Annotated in this window: 15 protein-coding genes; 5 read left to right on the top strand and 10 right to left on the bottom strand. The window is 66.0% G+C overall.

Going from position 1 to position 15,149, the window contains the following annotated elements; translation table 11 throughout:
- Positions 1-171: 171 nt before the first annotated feature.
- From HMPREF3114_RS20535 to HMPREF3114_RS05070, 4 genes are all read left to right on the top strand, one after another.
- Entirely contained in the window at positions 172-705 is a 534-nt protein-coding gene (locus tag HMPREF3114_RS20535) for a hypothetical protein (RefSeq protein ID WP_229766011.1), read from the top strand.
- Positions 706-1,014: 309 nt separating this feature from the next.
- Positions 1,015-1,722 carry a hypothetical protein gene (locus tag HMPREF3114_RS05085; RefSeq protein ID WP_229766012.1) on the top strand — a complete coding sequence of 236 codons (708 nt, stop codon included), beginning with the start codon at positions 1,015-1,017 and terminating at the stop codon, positions 1,720-1,722.
- A 595-nt stretch (positions 1,723-2,317) separates the two neighbouring features.
- A complete protein-coding gene (locus tag HMPREF3114_RS05075) occupies positions 2,318-4,540 on the top strand; it encodes a methyl-accepting chemotaxis protein (protein WP_070489261.1) in 2,223 nt (740 codons plus the stop codon).
- 165 nt (positions 4,541-4,705) lie between these two features.
- Positions 4,706-5,074 (top strand): glycine zipper 2TM domain-containing protein, encoded by a 369-nt coding sequence (locus tag HMPREF3114_RS05070; protein WP_005415760.1) that lies wholly within the window; start codon positions 4,706-4,708, stop codon positions 5,072-5,074.
- 128 nt (positions 5,075-5,202) lie between these two features.
- Here HMPREF3114_RS05070 and HMPREF3114_RS05065 read toward each other — a convergent pair whose 3' ends face one another.
- From HMPREF3114_RS05065 to HMPREF3114_RS05045, 5 genes are all read right to left on the bottom strand, one after another.
- Complete coding sequence (locus tag HMPREF3114_RS05065; RefSeq protein ID WP_053498152.1) at positions 5,203-6,330, bottom strand: ABC transporter permease; 1,128 nt, start codon at positions 6,328-6,330, stop codon at positions 5,203-5,205.
- A complete protein-coding gene (locus HMPREF3114_RS05060; protein ID WP_053498154.1) occupies positions 6,327-7,514 on the bottom strand; it encodes an ABC transporter permease in 1,188 nt (395 codons plus the stop codon). The genes HMPREF3114_RS05065 and HMPREF3114_RS05060 overlap by 4 nt, the downstream gene beginning before the upstream one ends.
- On the bottom strand, positions 7,499-8,512 hold the full coding sequence (locus HMPREF3114_RS05055) for an HlyD family secretion protein (protein WP_005415763.1): 1,014 nt from the start codon (positions 8,510-8,512) through the stop codon (positions 7,499-7,501). The genes HMPREF3114_RS05060 and HMPREF3114_RS05055 overlap by 16 nt, the downstream gene beginning before the upstream one ends.
- Complete coding sequence (locus tag HMPREF3114_RS05050) at positions 8,505-9,911, bottom strand: TolC family protein (RefSeq protein WP_070489259.1); 1,407 nt, start codon at positions 9,909-9,911, stop codon at positions 8,505-8,507. Before HMPREF3114_RS05050 ends, HMPREF3114_RS05055 begins: the two co-directional genes overlap by 8 nt.
- A 78-nt stretch (positions 9,912-9,989) precedes the next feature.
- Positions 9,990-10,883, bottom strand: a complete 894-nt coding sequence (locus HMPREF3114_RS05045; RefSeq protein ID WP_053498160.1) for a LysR family transcriptional regulator ArgP — start codon at positions 10,881-10,883, stop codon at positions 9,990-9,992.
- 105 nt (positions 10,884-10,988) lie between these two features.
- On the opposite strand from HMPREF3114_RS05045, the gene HMPREF3114_RS05040 reads away from it, so the two are divergent.
- Complete coding sequence (locus tag HMPREF3114_RS05040) at positions 10,989-11,603, top strand: LysE/ArgO family amino acid transporter (RefSeq protein ID WP_053498162.1); 615 nt, start codon at positions 10,989-10,991, stop codon at positions 11,601-11,603.
- Here the strand turns inward: HMPREF3114_RS05040 and map are convergent.
- The 5 genes from map to HMPREF3114_RS05015 all read right to left on the bottom strand — a co-directional run bounded on the left by map (position 11,600) and on the right by HMPREF3114_RS05015 (position 15,124).
- Complete coding sequence (gene map / locus HMPREF3114_RS05035) at positions 11,600-12,382, bottom strand: type I methionyl aminopeptidase (RefSeq protein WP_176746370.1); 783 nt, start codon at positions 12,380-12,382, stop codon at positions 11,600-11,602. The two genes, HMPREF3114_RS05040 and map, sit on opposite strands and share 4 nt — an antisense overlap.
- 10 nt (positions 12,383-12,392) lie before the next feature.
- On the bottom strand, positions 12,393-12,605 hold the full coding sequence (locus HMPREF3114_RS05030; RefSeq protein WP_005415768.1) for a ParD-like family protein: 213 nt from the start codon (positions 12,603-12,605) through the stop codon (positions 12,393-12,395).
- A gap of 67 nt (positions 12,606-12,672) precedes the next feature.
- Positions 12,673-13,032, bottom strand: coding sequence for a bleomycin resistance protein (locus HMPREF3114_RS05025; RefSeq protein ID WP_053498166.1), 360 nt, complete (start codon positions 13,030-13,032; stop codon positions 12,673-12,675).
- Positions 13,033-13,171: 139 nt separating this feature from the next.
- Positions 13,172-14,056: a hypothetical protein gene (locus HMPREF3114_RS05020; protein WP_070489257.1), complete on the bottom strand. Its 885-nt coding sequence runs from the start codon at positions 14,054-14,056 to the stop codon at positions 13,172-13,174.
- A gap of 3 nt (positions 14,057-14,059) precedes the next feature.
- Positions 14,060-15,124 carry a GNAT family N-acetyltransferase gene (locus tag HMPREF3114_RS05015; RefSeq protein ID WP_070489255.1) on the bottom strand — a complete coding sequence of 355 codons (1,065 nt, stop codon included), beginning with the start codon at positions 15,122-15,124 and terminating at the stop codon, positions 14,060-14,062.
- Positions 15,125-15,149: the final 25 nt, after the last annotated feature.

The following is a 15,149-nucleotide window of genomic DNA, read 5'->3' as shown; positions in this document are numbered from 1 at the left end:
ATATGCAATACCCCTGGTCTAGAGCAGGTCGAGCTTCTTCGGAGGGCTTGGCGGTCGACCAGGGAAGAGTTGGATTCTGATCTGTGCCTGTAGTTCCTGATTGCAGCTCCTGCAGAAATTGTATGGGTTCTTGATAATGGTGAGCTTCGTTGGACGTGAAGGAACATCGATGTGAATTCCATTGAGTGGGATGCGCCGATTGTTCCTGGCGTATCCATGGCAGCCATACCTCTGCATGCGTCATGCGGTGATCTGGACGCGGCTATTTCTGCATATCTGATCGACGCGGATGCTCAGTTGTACAGGTTTAAGGACGGGCCTGATCTTCGTCTGGAAAGGTATGGCCCTGACGAGCATGGAAACGGCGGACTCCTGTTCTCCCTGCCTGGCGGTGATCGCGCTGGTGATATGGCTGCGCTCTCTATTACGATCGGCGACTGGGGTGTGCGGGCGATCAAGGTTTATGCATTGGCGGTGCCTTGGGATGTCGTTGCACGTAAGTCCTATTGTGGACTTGCAACAGGTTCAATCGGCATTGGAAGTCTGGTTTCAGATTTTCTTGGCTTCACCGAGTTGCATTTCGATGAAGCAGAGGAGTGGTTCTGTAGCGGAGGTCAGTACGGTGCCCTCGAAATTTCCGGTAGGGGTGTGCCGCTCGAGGACGAGCCGGAGCAGGTCGTGACTGCAATCTGCGTTGTGGCTTGAGGGTGTTTCTGGTCGTTGCATTGAGTTCGTGAAAAGCCGCGTTTGAATGCAGGCAAGCGCACCTCAATGGCCGGGATGCTACGGGGGAATCGGTCTTGAGTGATTTCGTGTCGAGTTTGGATAGAAGATAATGAGAGTAAGGGTTGAACCCACCTTCGGCAGCGCCGGAGGCGAAGCAGCACAGCGCACAGATACAGCCTCCAATGGGCTGAGCGAAAAGGATGCACTGGCGATCGTGGTAGGAGACAGGTTCTCCACCTATCTCCGCCACTGGAGGCTGTACGAAGCAAGCAGCAGGGCGCCAAGGCGATGGAACTGGCCGGCATTCCTGTTCTCGTCACTCTGGTTCTTCTTCCGGCGCATGCATGCGTGGGAAGCGCTCTGGTTCATCCTTTCGCCGTTGATGATGACCGCCTTCGTGCTGATGGGCTGCCATGGTTGTCGTTGCTCTCTTTCCTGGTGTTTCGCGTACTTGCAGGAATCCTGGCGAATCCGTTGTACCTGGCGCATTGCCGAAGCATTGTCCGCAAGGTTGATGCCGAGCATCGCGGGGCACATCGGAGGCACCTTGAGCTGCAGAAGGCTGGCGGCGTCAGCTACACCGCTCTGGTGATCGCCTTGGCGGTAACGGCCTCACAGAACACCCTGATCAAACTGATCGTTGGTTCGATATCAGAGCCAACGCCCACGCAGTCTGCTCTGCACGTGGCGGCGAGCCCGCCGGATCTGCCGGACCCGCAGATAGAGGAAGCGGAGCGTGTCGCGTATCAGGAGCAAATGCGTGCGATTGCAATGACGGCGTGGCCAGCAGGTGTTCCCATCGAGGGCAATGCCTGCATTGTCGAGCTGCGACTGGCGCCCCCGGGGCGAGTGCTGGAGGCCAATGTTCTGGAGCCCTGCACGTTGAGCGAGGAGCAGCGCGAGATGATGCTGGGCGAGATCAGGCGCACGGACTTCACGATCGAGGGGAAGATGCGGTTCTTCAACAGGCATACCCTCATCGGCTTGCGCAGGTAATGAGCATTTCGCTGTTTCTCGAAGTCGAAGCCGGTGCAGATCTGGCTGCCGTGCTGCACGCTCTGGATTCGATCCAGGCCGAGTACTCCGACGGTACTGACGGTCTGCGTGGATATCTTCCAGCATCCAACACCGGCTTCGGGATCGTCGACCCGCCGGAAGCTGTCGTAGCGGAAGGGATTAGGCCTCGTGGCAGGTGGGCCTGCTGGGTTCGTTCCATTTCCGCGCGTGCAGGTTTGAAAGCGCCTGGGAGGAAATCTGCCACTTCATCAAGCGTTACGCCGCGGCGTGCGGGTTCCGGTTTGTGCTCTCTTTCCAGTTCGAGAGCATCTATGCGGCAAGGCTCGGGAAGGATCTGATCTTCCCGGGGCCAGCTGCCCCGTAATGCGGCGCAACGGGATGGCAGGTCCCTGTCTGATCCCATTCTCGATACCCGTGGCGATATACCTTATGGATACAGCGCCTTCGTGGGTTGTCTGATTTCACACCTGTCTGCACAGTTCCAGAGTTTTAGATCGATATAATAATATCGACCCATAAAGTTTCCCCTGCCTGCGCCGCCATCGATCGTACGGCCATGATCAAGGGAATTGAGATGCTCGCCTTACGCAACCTCCGTGTGGGATCCCGGCTGGGGGCCGGGTTCGGTTTGCTGCTGCTGTTCATCGTGGCCATCGTCGGCCTGGCGCTGTACGGAAACCATCTGAAGTCTGCCCAGTTCTCGAAAGTGGTGGACGTAAATATGGTGAAGATGCGGCTGTTGAACGAGATGCTGGATACCAACAACGCGGTGCTGATGCATCGCCGGCTGATGGTGATCAAGCGCGGTGAGGATTTCGACAAGGATTATCAGAAGGCGCAGGAGCTGTCGCAGACCTACGACGGCATCTGGGCCAAGTACATCAAGATTCCACGCGATGCCACCGGTGATGCCCTGGTGGCGAAGATCGACGCGGCACGCAAGGCCACCGACGCCTCCACCCAGCATCTGCACGAGCGCATGAAGGCCGGTGATTTCGACGGTGCGGCCAAGGAACTGCTCGCCGAGCACGGACTGGCTACCGCATGGAATGAGGCGATCTCGGCCCTGCTGCGGCACCAGGAGACACTGACCGCGCGCAGCCGCGAGGAATATCGTTCAACGGAATCCTGGACCGGCACGTTGTCGATCGTGTTCGGGGTGCTGAGCCTGATACTGGGCTCGCTGGCCGCGTGGGCCATCACCCGCAGCCTGACCCGCCCGCTGGAAGGTGCGGTGAAGCTGGCCGACGGCATCGCCAACGGGCGGCTGGACAACAGCATCGACGCGTCCGGCAACGATGAGGTGACGCAGCTGCTCAGGTCGATGCAGCGCATGCAGGCGCAGTTGCAGTCGGTGATGGCGGCGCAGGGCGAGCTGGCCCGCCAGCACGATGCCGGCAGCCTCAGCTATCGCATGGACGAGGCTGCCTTCCCCGGCGACTACGGGCGCATGGTGCACGAGACGAATGCGCTGGTCGGCTCGCACGTGCAGGTGCAGAACCGGCTGATCGAAGTGATGAAGCATTACGCCCAGGGCGACCTGTCGGTGGACATGGATCCGCTGCCGGGCGAGAAGGCGGCGATCACCCAGGCAATGGACGAGACCAAGACCAGCCTGTCGGCGATCAACGGCGAGATCCGCCGGCTGGCGACGGCCGCGGCGGCGGGCGACTTCAGCCTGCGCGGCGATGAAGATCGCTTCGCCTATGATTTCCGCGACATGGTGGCAGGGCTCAATCGCCTGATGCAGACCACCGACGAGAACCTGGTGCAGGTGTCGACGCTGCTGCAGGCGATCTCGCGCGGGGACCTGACCGTGCGCATGCAGGGTGACTTCCACGGCGTGTTCGCCCGCATGCGCGATGACTGCAATGCCACCGTCGATCAGCTCAAGCAGATTGTCGGCCGCATCCAGTCCAGCGCGTCCAGCATCAACCTGGCGGCAGGCGAGATTGCCTCGGGCAACACCGATCTGTCGCGGCGTACCGAACAGCAGGCGGCAAATCTGGAAGAGACCGCAGCATCGATGGAGGAACTGACCTCCACCGTGAAGCAGAACGCCGAGCATGCACGCCAGGCGAACCAGCTCGCCATCGGCGCGCACGGTGTCGCGTCGCAGGGCGGCGAGGTGGTCGGCCAGGTGGTCACCACGATGTCGGCCATCGAAGCCTCGTCGAAGAAGATCGCCGAGATCATCAGTGTCATCGACGGCATCGCCTTCCAGACCAACATCCTGGCCTTGAACGCGGCGGTGGAAGCCGCGCGTGCCGGCGAGCAGGGCAGGGGCTTTGCGGTGGTGGCCAGTGAGGTGCGCACGCTGGCACAGCGCTCGGCCGGTGCGGCCAAGGAGATCAAGAGCCTGATCGAGGATTCGGTCGGCAAGGTCGCCGATGGATCGGCGCTGGTCCGCCAGGCAGGTACCACGATGGGCGAGATCGTGGCGTCGGTGCAGCGCGTGACCGACATCATGGCTGATATCTCCGCCGCATCGCAGGAGCAGAGCTCGGGCATCGAGCAGGTGAACCAGGCGGTGGTGCAGATGGATGAGACCACGCAGCAGAATGCGGCGCTGGTGGAAGAGGCCAGTGCAGCGGCACGCTCGATGGAAGAGCAGGCCAACCTGCTGGCTGAGGCGGTTTCGGTGTTCCGCACGGGTGCGGCGACGGCAGCGGCGGTGGTACGCCCCGCATTGGCAGCGGTAGCTGCGACGGTCACCCCGGTACGCCGGCCCGCTGCGCTTTCACCCCGCATCGAACCGACACTGGCGGCCAATGCCGGTGGTTGGGAAGAGTTCTAGAACGTGGCACGCCGGTAGGGAGACGGCGCCCATCACGATGGCTGATCGTGATGGGCGCGGATTTTCTTCCTGAACGCGCGATGGCCGATGAGGTGGCGGACACGCCCATTTCACTTCCGGTTGCCAACTGCGGGTGGACACTGGCGCCATTCCGGAACTCAGGAGATGGCCATGAAGACCTCGACCCGACTGCTTGTGCTCGGCACCCTGCTGGCGGCTTCGTCCGTTGCAGGGGCGCAGACCTACGGGCCGCGCGACGAAGGGCGGAAGTTCAATGACGGCAGCCGTGTGGTCTGCAAGAACGTGGAAGTGCAGCGCAACTCGCGCGATCCGAACCGCATCGCCGGTACGGCCACCGGCGCGGTGATCGGTGGCCTGCTGGGCAACCAGGTGGGCGGCGGCAATGGCAAGAAGCTCGCTACCGTGGCCGGTGCTGTGGCCGGTGGTGCGGCCGGTCGCCAGATCCAGGGCAACAGCCAGCAGAAGAATGGCGACCGCGTGGTCGAGCGCCGCTGCGAACGCGTCTATCGCTGATCGATCGCCGACAGCCCCAGTTTTCCCCTTCCACATCGCAGTACTCGAACGCCGGCCCCGCGCCGGCGTTCTTCGTTGCAGGAAAAGGGGACGGAGGGGATTAAGTCGCAATCTCCCAAACCGGCCGGTTACGACTTAATCCCCTCCGTCCCCTTTTTTGCGAGGAGGCGCCAGGTGGCGAGGCTGCCGTAGAGCAGCAGCAGGACGGTGAGGGTGATCAGTTCGTGGCCGATGTCGGCCAGGCGGGCGTCCATCTGGTTCAGGCGCACCATCAGGTTGATGCCCGAGGTGGTCGGCAGCAGCTGTGCCAGCCAGACCAGCGGTTGCGGCGTCATCACCGCCGGCCACGACAGGTTGGCCAGGAAAAACAGCGGGATCGAGGTGGCGATGATGTACTGGAACGCGCGTTCGCGGGTACGGAAGAAGCTGCCGATGAACAGGCCGAACGCCACCGTCGCGGCGATGAACAAGATGCCGCCCAGCAGCTGGCCCAGCGGGTTGCCTCCCCGTGGATAGTCCTGCACCCAGGCGGTGAACCCGGCATACCAGAACAAACCGAACAGGCCGATCAGGCCGAAGCCCATCGCCATGCCGGCCAGGGTCGGGAGGTCGAAGCGCAGGCGCCGGCCGAGCGCAAGGCGGCGGCCGCCGAGCAGGACGCCAATGCCCATCAGCAGTGTCTGGTGCACGATCAGCTCCGCCACGCCCGGCACGATGGCGCTGCCATAGCCTTCCTGGGTGTTGTACAGCGGGCGCTGTACCAGGGTGACCGGCGGTGCCTGTGGCGCGCCCATGAAGGCGGCCTGGCCGACCACGGCGTCGCGCCCGAATGCGCCCAGTGCATCGGCCACGCTGCCCAGCACCCAGCTGGCACGGCCCAGGTAGGCGCCGTTGCCAAGCAATACCAGCTTGGCCGGATGGCCGCGCAGGATGTCGCGTTCCAGGTTGGCCGGGATCACGACGATGCCTTCGGCGTGGCCGGCTTCGAGCTGCTGGCGTGCGCTGTCGACGTCCGCCGGTTGCCCGACCACGCGCGCAACGCGCAGTGCGTCGATCTTGCGCAGCAGCTCGCGGCTGGTCGCGCTATGGTCTTCGTCCACCACCAGCACCGGCAGGTTGCCGGCCACCTGGTGCCGGTAGGCGGCTGGATAGAAGAACGAATACAGGATCACCGCACCGACCATCACCACGATCGCGTAGCGGTCGCACAGCACCGCCATCAGGGTCTGCCGCAGGCTGCGCCAGAGCATGCTCATGCGTCAGCCCCTGCGGATTGTGCGGCGGCAGGCGTGCGTGCAAAGGCGATCAGGCGCAGGCCGCCGATGCCACCGGCCACCACCGTCATCAACAGCAGCGTAGCCAGCGGCCATGCCGAAACCTGCAGCGGCGAGCCGATGAACTGCTGCTGGGTCTGCAGCTTGATGTAGGCGCTCAATGGCAGCAGCTGGTGCCAGACGCGGGTAAACAACGGCCCGTCCAGCACCGGGAAGGTGGCACTGGAAAACGCCAGTGCGGTGCCGATGCTCAGACCCACCGCGGACAGCGCGGTACCCATGTCGCGGGTGACGCCGACGAAAAACAACGCGTAGGCGGCCGTGGCCAGGTAGAACAGGGGCTGTGCGAGCAGCAGCAGGAGCACGCTGCCGGCCACACCATCGCCGCGCAGCCAGGCCAGGTAGCCGATGCCGAGCGCGCCATACAGCGAGAACAGCAGGAGGTACGGCGCGACCTTGCCGGCAATCGCCGACCACGGCGTGCGAGCCAGCCAGGCGGGCAGGGTGCCATCGCGGATCTCGCGGCCGAGGCTGCCGGCCACCGCAAGTGCCAGCACCAGCGACAGCACTGCGGGGAAGATCAGTGGCAGCAGGAACAGCTCGTAGCTGCGCGCCGGGTTGTACAGGATGTCCGACTGCACCGCGATCGGTGCCGCGCGCAGCTTGCCCGGGCCGACCTGCAGGCCGATGCGCTCGCGCAGCAGGCGTGCGTTCCAGGCCGAGACCGCGTCGCCGATGTCGCGCGACGCCGATTGGCCGGTGGTCATGTAGGTGGCGTTGTAATAGGCGAACACTGTGCCCTGGCGCCCACGCAGCGCCTGCCGGGTGACATCGCGCGGCACCAGCACGATGGCGAACACGTCCAGGCTGCGCAGCTGCGAACGTGCCTCCTCCAGGTCCGCTGGCTGGCTGGCGACGCGTACGCCGGGACTTGCGTCGAGCATGCGCAGCAGCAGGCGGCTGTCACTGCTGTGGTCAAGGTCGACCACAGCAATCGGGATATCGCGCATCACCGACGGCGTGAACATCCATGCCATCACTACCAGCATCAGTAGTGGCAGCAGGGTGACCAGCAGCAGGTCGGCACGGTTGCTGCGCAGCGACTGCAGCTCGCGCCGCCACGAAGCGGCGAAGCCGTTGCGGTCCGGGCTCAGTGCTGGGGCCATGCGAACAGCACGCTCATGCCGGGGCGGAAGCCCTCGATGCGGCGTACCGGGCGCACCCGCACCTCGAAGCTGCGGACGTCATAGCCGGACGACTGGCGGGTGGTACGCCAGGTTGCGTAGTCGCCGGCCGGATTGATGAAGTAGACCTCGAACTCACCATCTAGGCCCAGCGCCGGCACGCTGCCCTGCAGTTTGCTGCCGACCTTCAGGCCCTGCATCTGCGATTCGCGCAGGTTCATCGCCACCCACATGCGGTCGATGTCGACCAGGGTGAACACCGGATAGCCGGCCGGCACCAGCTCGCCCGGATCGGCCATGCGCTTGTTGATCTCGCCCGCCACCGGCGCGCGTCCTTCCACTTCTGCTCGCGCGGCGTTGACCTCGGCCACCGCGCCCTGCGCCTGTTGTACCTGGCCCTGGGCTGCGCGCTTGTCCTGCTCGCGGGCGCCGGCCAATGCCATGTCGTACTGCGCGCGGGCGGCGCGGGCCAGTTCGCGCGAACTGGTGGCCTGGGCATGCGCTTCATCGCGCTTCTGCCGGGTCATCACCCCTTCGTTGAACAGGTTCTGCACGCGCTGGTAGGTCGCTTCGGCCAGCGTCGCGCCGGCTTCGGCCCGCTTCCAGTTCGCTTCGGCGGCACGGATGTCTTCGCTGCGCGCGCCTTCATCGGCCTTGTCGGCCACCGCCTGCGCAGCGGCCAATGCGCCGTGCGCCTGCTGTTCCTTGGCGGCCACTTCGGGACTGTCGAGCAGGAACAGCACCTGCCCGGGCTGCACGCGATCGCCCTCGCGCACCTTCAGCTCGGCCACGCGCGCGGTGATCTTGGCGGCCACGTTGATCGTGTCCGCATCGGCCATGCCCTGGATCTGGTCGGCCGGGCTGCGCCAGGCCAGCCACAGGCCGAGCACCACCGCGACCAGCAGGACCACCAGCAGGATCGGTCCCAGCCGTCGCTTGCCGGGGGGCGTCGTCGCATCGTCGTGCAGCACATCACTCATGGTCGATCACCTCGTCCGCACGCCGCCGGAATTCTTCGAAACGGTCCATCTGTCCACTGATCTCCAGCAACTGTGCCAGCGCAATGTCGTATTGGTAGGCGGCCTGTGCGCGCTCGACACGGGCGCCGCCCAGGCCGAGCCGCGCATCGATCACATCCAGCGAGGTGGCCTGGCCTTCGCGGAATGCCAGCTCCTGCAGGCGCAGGTTTTCCTGTGCCTGGGCGATGCTGCTGTCGAGCAGCACGAACTGCTGGCGCGCGGTCTCAAGTTCGTTCCAGGCCTTGCGCACGCCCAGTGCGACCTGGTTCTCGGCCTCGCGCAGGCCCGCTTCGGCCTGGTCCTGCTGCGCACGCGCGGCGCTGATCTGCGCCGGCCGCGAGTTCGGCGACAGGAAGGTGTACTTCAGGCCGATGCCGAACGCCCAGTCCGGGTCGGTCAGCATCTCGTCGCGGCGACGGAAGTCGTACTGGCCGAAGGCGAAGATCTGCGGCTTCAGCTTGGCCTGCTGCACGCGCACGCCCTGTTCGGCCTGCGCCACCATCGCGCGCAAGCGCGCGATCTGCGGCTGGCGCGCCTGCGCCGTGCGCTCGAAGCTGGCCACCGGTTCCATCGGCACGCGCTGCACGAACAGCGGCGACACCGGCTGCACCTCGCCACCGCTGCGCAGCAGCGTGGCCAGCGCGGCCTTCAGCGTAGCCAGATCGTTCACCGTCTTCTGGTATTCGCGCTCGGCCTTGTCGCGGGCCACGGTGGCCTGCAGGCGCTGGGCGCGGGTGGCGAAGCCCTCGCGCTCCAGCTTTTCTGCATCGGACAGGTGGCGGTTGAGGCCGTCGCGTACGTCGCGGCGCACGTCCACCGCCTGCTCGGCCAGGCGCTGGCCGAAGTAGGCCTGGGCCAGCTGCACGGTCAATGATTGGCGCTGTGCCTCGCGCTCGGCGTTGGCCTGCTCATGGGCGGCGCTGGCCGCACGTTGCGCGGCCGGGATCACGCCGCCGGTGTACAGCGGCAGCACCGCGGTCACTACCGGGCGGGTACGCCAGTCGCGCTCGGTGAACGACAACGGCGAATCGATTCCGAAGGCTTCAGCCACGGGCGCCAGCGAACCCAGTGGCAGGGTCAGGGTCTTCTGGAACTGCAGGCGGCGCACTTCGCCGGTGATCTCCGGCAGGCGCAGCAGGCGCGTGGCGTCCTGCAGGTCCTGCTTGTTGCGCGCCGCTGCATCTGCGGCGGCTAGTGCATCGGAGACCTGCTCCAGGCGTTGGCGTGCCTGTTCCCAGTCCAATGCGGGGGCGTCGTTGCTGTTCTGCGCGGACGCAGCGGTTGGCAGGCAGGTCGCCAGCACCAGCGCCAGCGCGGCCTTCGCGCGGTGCATCCTTGTACGTCGGCCGATCACGCCCATGCCGTCCCAGTGGTAAAGAAGTGCGCAAACGGTAGTGCGCGCGGCGTGAAGCCCGAGTCTGCGGTCATCGGATTGTCCTCAACGAAGGGTGCCGCTGGCCGCAGTGCGCAGCGCCTGGGTGATGTGCTGCAGCGTGCTTGAGCGCACGGCGGCATGTTGCCAGTACAGCGGCACATCCAGCCAGCGGCGGGGTTCCAGTACCACCACGCGGCCGGCGCGCACGGCGGGCGCGACCAGGGTTTCCGGGGCCATGCCCCAACCGAGTCCGCACGCGGCAGCTTCGACGAAACCGGTGGAAGAGGGCAGGTAGTGTAGCGGCGGCTGCAGTCGCGCGCGGGTCAGGCGCCGCACGAAGCGCCATTGCAGTTCATCCTTGCGGTTGAACACCAGCATCGGTGCGCGCGCCAGGGCCGCGGCCTGCATGCCATCGTTGAAGTACTGGCGGGCGAAGCCGGGCGAAGCGATCGCGTGGTAGCGCATGGCGCCGAGCGGGTGCACGTTGCAGCCCTTCACCGGCTGGCTTTCGGCGGTGACTGCGCCGAGCACGCTGCCATCGCGCAGCAGCTGCAGGGTGTGGTCCTGGTCGTCCATGCGCAGGTCGAACAGGTAGCCATGGCGCTGGTGCAGGTCGGCGATGGCGGGCACGAACCAGGTATCAAGCGAGTCGTCGTTGACCGCCAGGGGGATGGGCGTACGCGCAGCGTCGTTGCCACGCTCGGGTAGCAGCTCGGCCAGCGCCTCGGCTTCCAGCGCCTGCATCGGGCGTACCCGGCGCAGCAGCGCTTCACCGGCGGCGGTCGGTCGGCAGGGGGCCTGGCGCACCACCAGGACCTGCCCGAGCCTGTCCTCCAGGGCCTTGATCCGTTGCGACAGTGCCGACGGGCTGATCGACAGGCGGCGTGCCGCAGCCTCGAAGCTGCCTTCCTCCAGTACGGCAGCGAACGCGGCCAGTTGCGGGTGTACCAGGTCCATGTCGGCGCCCCTTCAGTTTTTCTGCACAGGATAAAGAAAAACCAGATTGTCTTAACCGACCGTTGGCCGCACCCTGCGCATCCCTTCGCTGCCTGGCTTGTCCTGATGTGGATCGCCGCTGCCGCCGCCGGCCTGTTCGCAGGTGCCGGCCTGATCATCGCCATCGGTGCGCAGAACGCCTTCGTGCTGCGCCAGGGCCTGCAGCAGCGCCATGTGGGGAAGGTGGTGCTGGCCTGCGCCGGCGCGGACATCGTGCTGATCCTGGCGGGCGTGGGCGGCATGGGCGCGCTGGTGCTGCAGTGGCCGCTGCTGCTGCAGGGGCTGCGCTTCGGTGGCGCGGCCTTCCTGCTCTGGTATGGCCTGCAGGCGGGGCTGCGCGCATGGCGCGGTGGCAGTGCGCTGGCCGCCGCCGAGGCGCAGGGCGGCAGCGGACGGCAGGTGCTGCTGACCTGCCTGGCCTTCACCCTGCTCAACCCGCACGTCTATCTGGATACGGTGGTGTTGCTGGGCAGCCTGTCCACGCGCTACCCCGGTGACCTGCGCTGGGCGTTCGCCGCCGGTGCGTGCGCCGCCAGCGTGGCCTGGTTCTGCACGCTGGGCTATGGCGCGCGCCTGGTGCAGCCGGTGTTCCGCAGGCCGGACGCCTGGCGGGTGCTGGATGGGGGCGTCGCGATCTTCATGTTCTGCCTGGCAACGCTGCTTCTGTTGCGTCCGCTCTAGGCCGCATCCACCGCGCACAATGGCGTTTCGCCGGGGCGCAGGGTCAATACGCGCACGCCGCTGCGGGTAACCGCCACGGTGTGCTCGAACTGGGCAGACAGCTTGCCGTCGCGGGTGTAGACCGGCCATTGGTCCGGCCGCTGGCGGATGGCCGGCCTGCCCTGGTTGAGCATCGGCTCGATGGTGAACACCATGCCTTCTTCCAGCACCAGGCCGGTGTTTGGATGGCCGTAGTGCAGGATCTGCGGTTCCTCGTGCATTTCCTGGCCGATGCCATGGCCGCAGTATTCCTTCACCACGCTGTAGCCGTGGCTGCGCGCGTAGCGGGCGATGGCGTGGCCGATGTCGCCCAGGCGCGCGCCGGGGCGCACCGCGGCGATGCCTTCCCACATCGCCTGGCAGGCGGCCTGCACCAGCCTGCGCGCGGCGTAGTCGACCTCGCCCACCAGGTAGGTGGTGCTGGAGTCGGCGATGTAGCCGTTCTTCTCCAGGGTGATGTCGAGGTTGACGATCTGGCCGTTGCGCAGCACGTCGGTGGTGCTGGGTACGCCGTGGCAGATCACGTTGTCGATCGAGGCGTTGAGCACGTACGGGAAGCCGTACTGGCCCTTGCTGGCCGGCCGCGCCTGCAGCTCGTCAACGATCATGCGTTCGACGAAATCGTTGATCTCCATCGTGCTGCGGCCCTGCAGCGGCAGCCGGTCGAGCGCGGCGAACACCTGCGCCAGCAGGCGGCCCGATTCGGCCATCAGCGCGATCTCGTCGGGGCGCTTGATGATCGCCATCTGCTCAGACCTGTCCCGGTGCCAGCAGCGGCGGCTGCACGCCGGCTGCGCGCAGTTCGCTGGCGACGATGTCCTGGAAGCTCAGCGTGGGGTTCATCTCGCATAGCATGCCGACCCGGATCCAGAAGTTGGCCTGGGCGTTGATCGAACGGCTGGAGACAGTGCAGGCACGGCGCAGCTGGTCGTGCAGGGTGTCATCGATGTTGACGATGCCCATCGGCGGTCCTGGAGTGGGAATATACGAAGCGTATATGTTTCGTATATCCGCCTCAAGCCCGCGTTGTTCAGTCCAGGTGGGTGGCAAAGCGCAGGCGGTTGCCGTCGGGGTCGCGCAGCAGCATTTCGCGGCTGCCCCAGTCGGTGTCATGCGGTGGCTGCTCGATCGGCACGTTGGCGGCGCTGAAGGCGCGGTACAGGCTGTCGACGTCGTCGACGATGAAGTACACCGCGCCGCCGACCTCGCAGTCACCGCTGTGCTCGGTGAGGAAGATCGTCTGGCCATCGCGGGTGAGCTGGGCGAACAGCGGCAAACCGGCTTCGAAGCGGTGTTCCCAGTCGACCACGAAACCCAGCCCCTGCACGTAGAACGGCAGGGTGGTATCGGCATGGCGCATGCGCAGTTGCGGGATGACGGTCTGGGGCATGGCGAGGGCTCCGGGGCGGGAACCCAGTGTAGTGCCGGCCGCTGGCCGGCATTCCCGTGAGCCCGGGAACAATGAGGTTGCCGGCCAGCGGCCGGCACTACCGAAGCCATGCCGGCCAGCGCCGGCACGACCGACGCGGTCAGCAGGCCGTCGGTAGGGCGGCCATCGCGGCCAGCAGCTCGCGGTTGACCTGTTGGTGCCGTGCCTGCCAGACCGGCAGGTCCTCGGCGCTGATGTCGGGCTGGCCATCCAGCGACGACAGCCAGCGCTTGAAGCGGCTCTGGTAGTTGGCCAGCGAAACTTCGCCGGTGATGTCACTGCCGACCAGGCCACCGGCGCGCAGTGCTTCGATCACCACCAGTGCGTGTTCCAGCTGGAAGCGGCCCTGGTCCCAGTTGCTTCGCGCAACGTCCTCGGCGAATACATCCTTGTCGATCGACAGGTAGGTCGGCTGTGGGGATGCGGCCTGCTCGGCGGCGAACGCGGCGACCAGTGCTTCCGGGTGCTCGAAGCGTCGGAACGCACGGCCCATGCCGAGGCGGTGGCCCCAGCCCACGTCCACGTCCATGCACCAGTACGTCAGGCGTCCACCCATCAGCGGTCGCCAGTGGTTCTCCCAGGCATGACCGAGGCCGATATCGCTGGAAGTGATGCCGAGCACATGGATGTGCGAGATCTGCGGCAGCTTGCTGGCGGCGTTCACCCACGAGCCGCAGTGCATGCCGAGCGGGAACCGCATGTTGTCCGGATGGTTGTCCAGCACCACCAGCTGGAACGGGGCCTGCCCGCGCATGCGGCGCAGCAGTGGCAGGCTGAGGTGGTGGAAGTCGCCACTGCCGAGCATGACGGTTCCGAGCTGGGCCGGCAGTGGTGCCAGCACGTCAGCGGCGAAACGGTCCAGGGTGGCATTGCTGCAGGCAAAGCGCAGCGGGTCATGCCACTGCGGCAGGGCCAGGGTCTGTGCCTGTGGCAGCGGCAGCACGCCACCGTCCAGGTCCAGGATCAGCGGGGAACGCAACGGCATCGTTCAACCGCCTCCATCAGGTTCGCCCTGCAGGTGCGGGGCCAGCTTGCGCAGGGCGGCGCGCAGCAGCGGGGAGCGTGCGTGGATCGCGTGCCGGGTGGAGGTGAAGCGCGCACCCAGTTCGGCCTTGATGCGCGAGTCGGTCCAGCCGGCCACGTAGTGGCTCAGGCCGTGCTGCAGCGCGTACTCGAGGTTGTGCATCCAGCTGACCGCGTACAGGTTGTGCTCGCGCGACTGCGGATAGGCCAGGCCGATGTACTTGTCCACCAGCTTGCCGGCATGCACGTAGCACAGGTTCCAGCCGATCAACCGGCCCTGGTGGCGGTACAGGAACATCCGTCCCTGGCCCTGGCTGTCGGCCAGCAGGTACTGGAAATAGGGCAGGTCGAGCTGGTCGAAATGCACCGCGCTCTGCGCGTATACGCCCAGGTACAGCGCGTACAGTTCGGCCTGCAGTTGCGGGTCGGCCAGGGCCGGGTTGCCGGTGGCGATGCAGTCGATCTGCAGGTCATCGCGCGAACGCAACTTGCGACGGATGTTCTTGCGGCGCGAGGATGACAGGCGGCCGAGATAGTCGTCGAGCGAATCGAAATCGATCGCCACCCAGGCCAGCGGCATGCCTTCCAGTTCGACGAAGCCGCGTGCCAGCAGCGCCTGCAGGAAGGCGCCGCTGTGTGCGTTGGCCGCGTCGTCCAGCAGCGGTGAATCGACTGCCAGGTCCTTCACCACCAGCAGCCGGGTATCGCGGATCGCGTGACGCGTCACGTCCTCGGCCAGCGCCTCCGGGGCAACGTGTGCCGGCAGCGGGGTGTACTCGGTGCTGGTGGCACCGACGAAGCGCGTCTTCCAGGTGATCCACGGCCGCCACAGGCGCGACAGCGGCAGGCCGAGCAGCCTGCCGCGCAGTTCGTCATCCATCGTGGTGGTCAGGTCCAGCGGCGCACGGAAGGTCGGCAGGCCGCTGGGAAGGCGGCCTGCCTCGAATCCGAGCGGGGGGTGGGCGAGGAAGCCCTCCAGCAGCGCGGTCGGTTCCAGCGCGGTGCTGGATGCGCGTGACGTCATCTCCATCGGCACGGGAACCGGCAGCGCATCG

The sequence above is a fragment of the Stenotrophomonas sp. HMSC10F07 genome (assembly GCF_001807895.1).
In the GTDB taxonomy this organism is placed as follows: Bacteria; Pseudomonadota; Gammaproteobacteria; order Xanthomonadales; family Xanthomonadaceae; genus Stenotrophomonas; species Stenotrophomonas sepilia.
The sequence above is the reverse complement of the archived record's forward strand: the minus strand, read 5'-3'. Positions and strand labels throughout refer to the sequence as shown.

What these genes read in the sequence shown, in the direction of transcription:
- HMPREF3114_RS05085 (WP_229766012.1), top strand. Translation starts at nt 1,015, where the DNA reads ATGGAACTGGCCGGCATTCCTGTTCTCGTCACTCTGGTTCTTCTTCCG.
- HMPREF3114_RS05075 (WP_070489261.1), top strand. Translation starts at nt 2,318, where the DNA reads ATGCTCGCCTTACGCAACCTCCGTGTGGGATCCCGGCTGGGGGCCGGG.
- HMPREF3114_RS05070 (WP_005415760.1), top strand. Translation starts at nt 4,706, where the DNA reads ATGGCCATGAAGACCTCGACCCGACTGCTTGTGCTCGGCACCCTGCTG.
- HMPREF3114_RS05065 (WP_053498152.1), bottom strand. Translation starts at nt 6,330, where the DNA reads ATGAGCATGCTCTGGCGCAGCCTGCGGCAGACCCTGATGGCGGTGCTG.
- HMPREF3114_RS05060 (WP_053498154.1), bottom strand. Translation starts at nt 7,514, where the DNA reads ATGGCCCCAGCACTGAGCCCGGACCGCAACGGCTTCGCCGCTTCGTGG.
- HMPREF3114_RS05055 (WP_005415763.1), bottom strand. Translation starts at nt 8,512, where the DNA reads ATGAGTGATGTGCTGCACGACGATGCGACGACGCCCCCCGGCAAGCGA.
- HMPREF3114_RS05050 (WP_070489259.1), bottom strand. Translation starts at nt 9,911, where the DNA reads ATGGGCGTGATCGGCCGACGTACAAGGATGCACCGCGCGAAGGCCGCG.
- HMPREF3114_RS05045 (WP_053498160.1), bottom strand. Translation starts at nt 10,883, where the DNA reads ATGGACCTGGTACACCCGCAACTGGCCGCGTTCGCTGCCGTACTGGAG.
- HMPREF3114_RS05040 (WP_053498162.1), top strand. Translation starts at nt 10,989, where the DNA reads ATGTGGATCGCCGCTGCCGCCGCCGGCCTGTTCGCAGGTGCCGGCCTG.
- HMPREF3114_RS05030 (WP_005415768.1), bottom strand. Translation starts at nt 12,605, where the DNA reads ATGGGCATCGTCAACATCGATGACACCCTGCACGACCAGCTGCGCCGT.
- HMPREF3114_RS05025 (WP_053498166.1), bottom strand. Translation starts at nt 13,032, where the DNA reads ATGCCCCAGACCGTCATCCCGCAACTGCGCATGCGCCATGCCGATACC.
- HMPREF3114_RS05020 (WP_070489257.1), bottom strand. Translation starts at nt 14,056, where the DNA reads ATGCCGTTGCGTTCCCCGCTGATCCTGGACCTGGACGGTGGCGTGCTG.
- HMPREF3114_RS05015 (WP_070489255.1), bottom strand. Translation starts at nt 15,124, where the DNA reads ATGGAGATGACGTCACGCGCATCCAGCACCGCGCTGGAACCGACCGCG.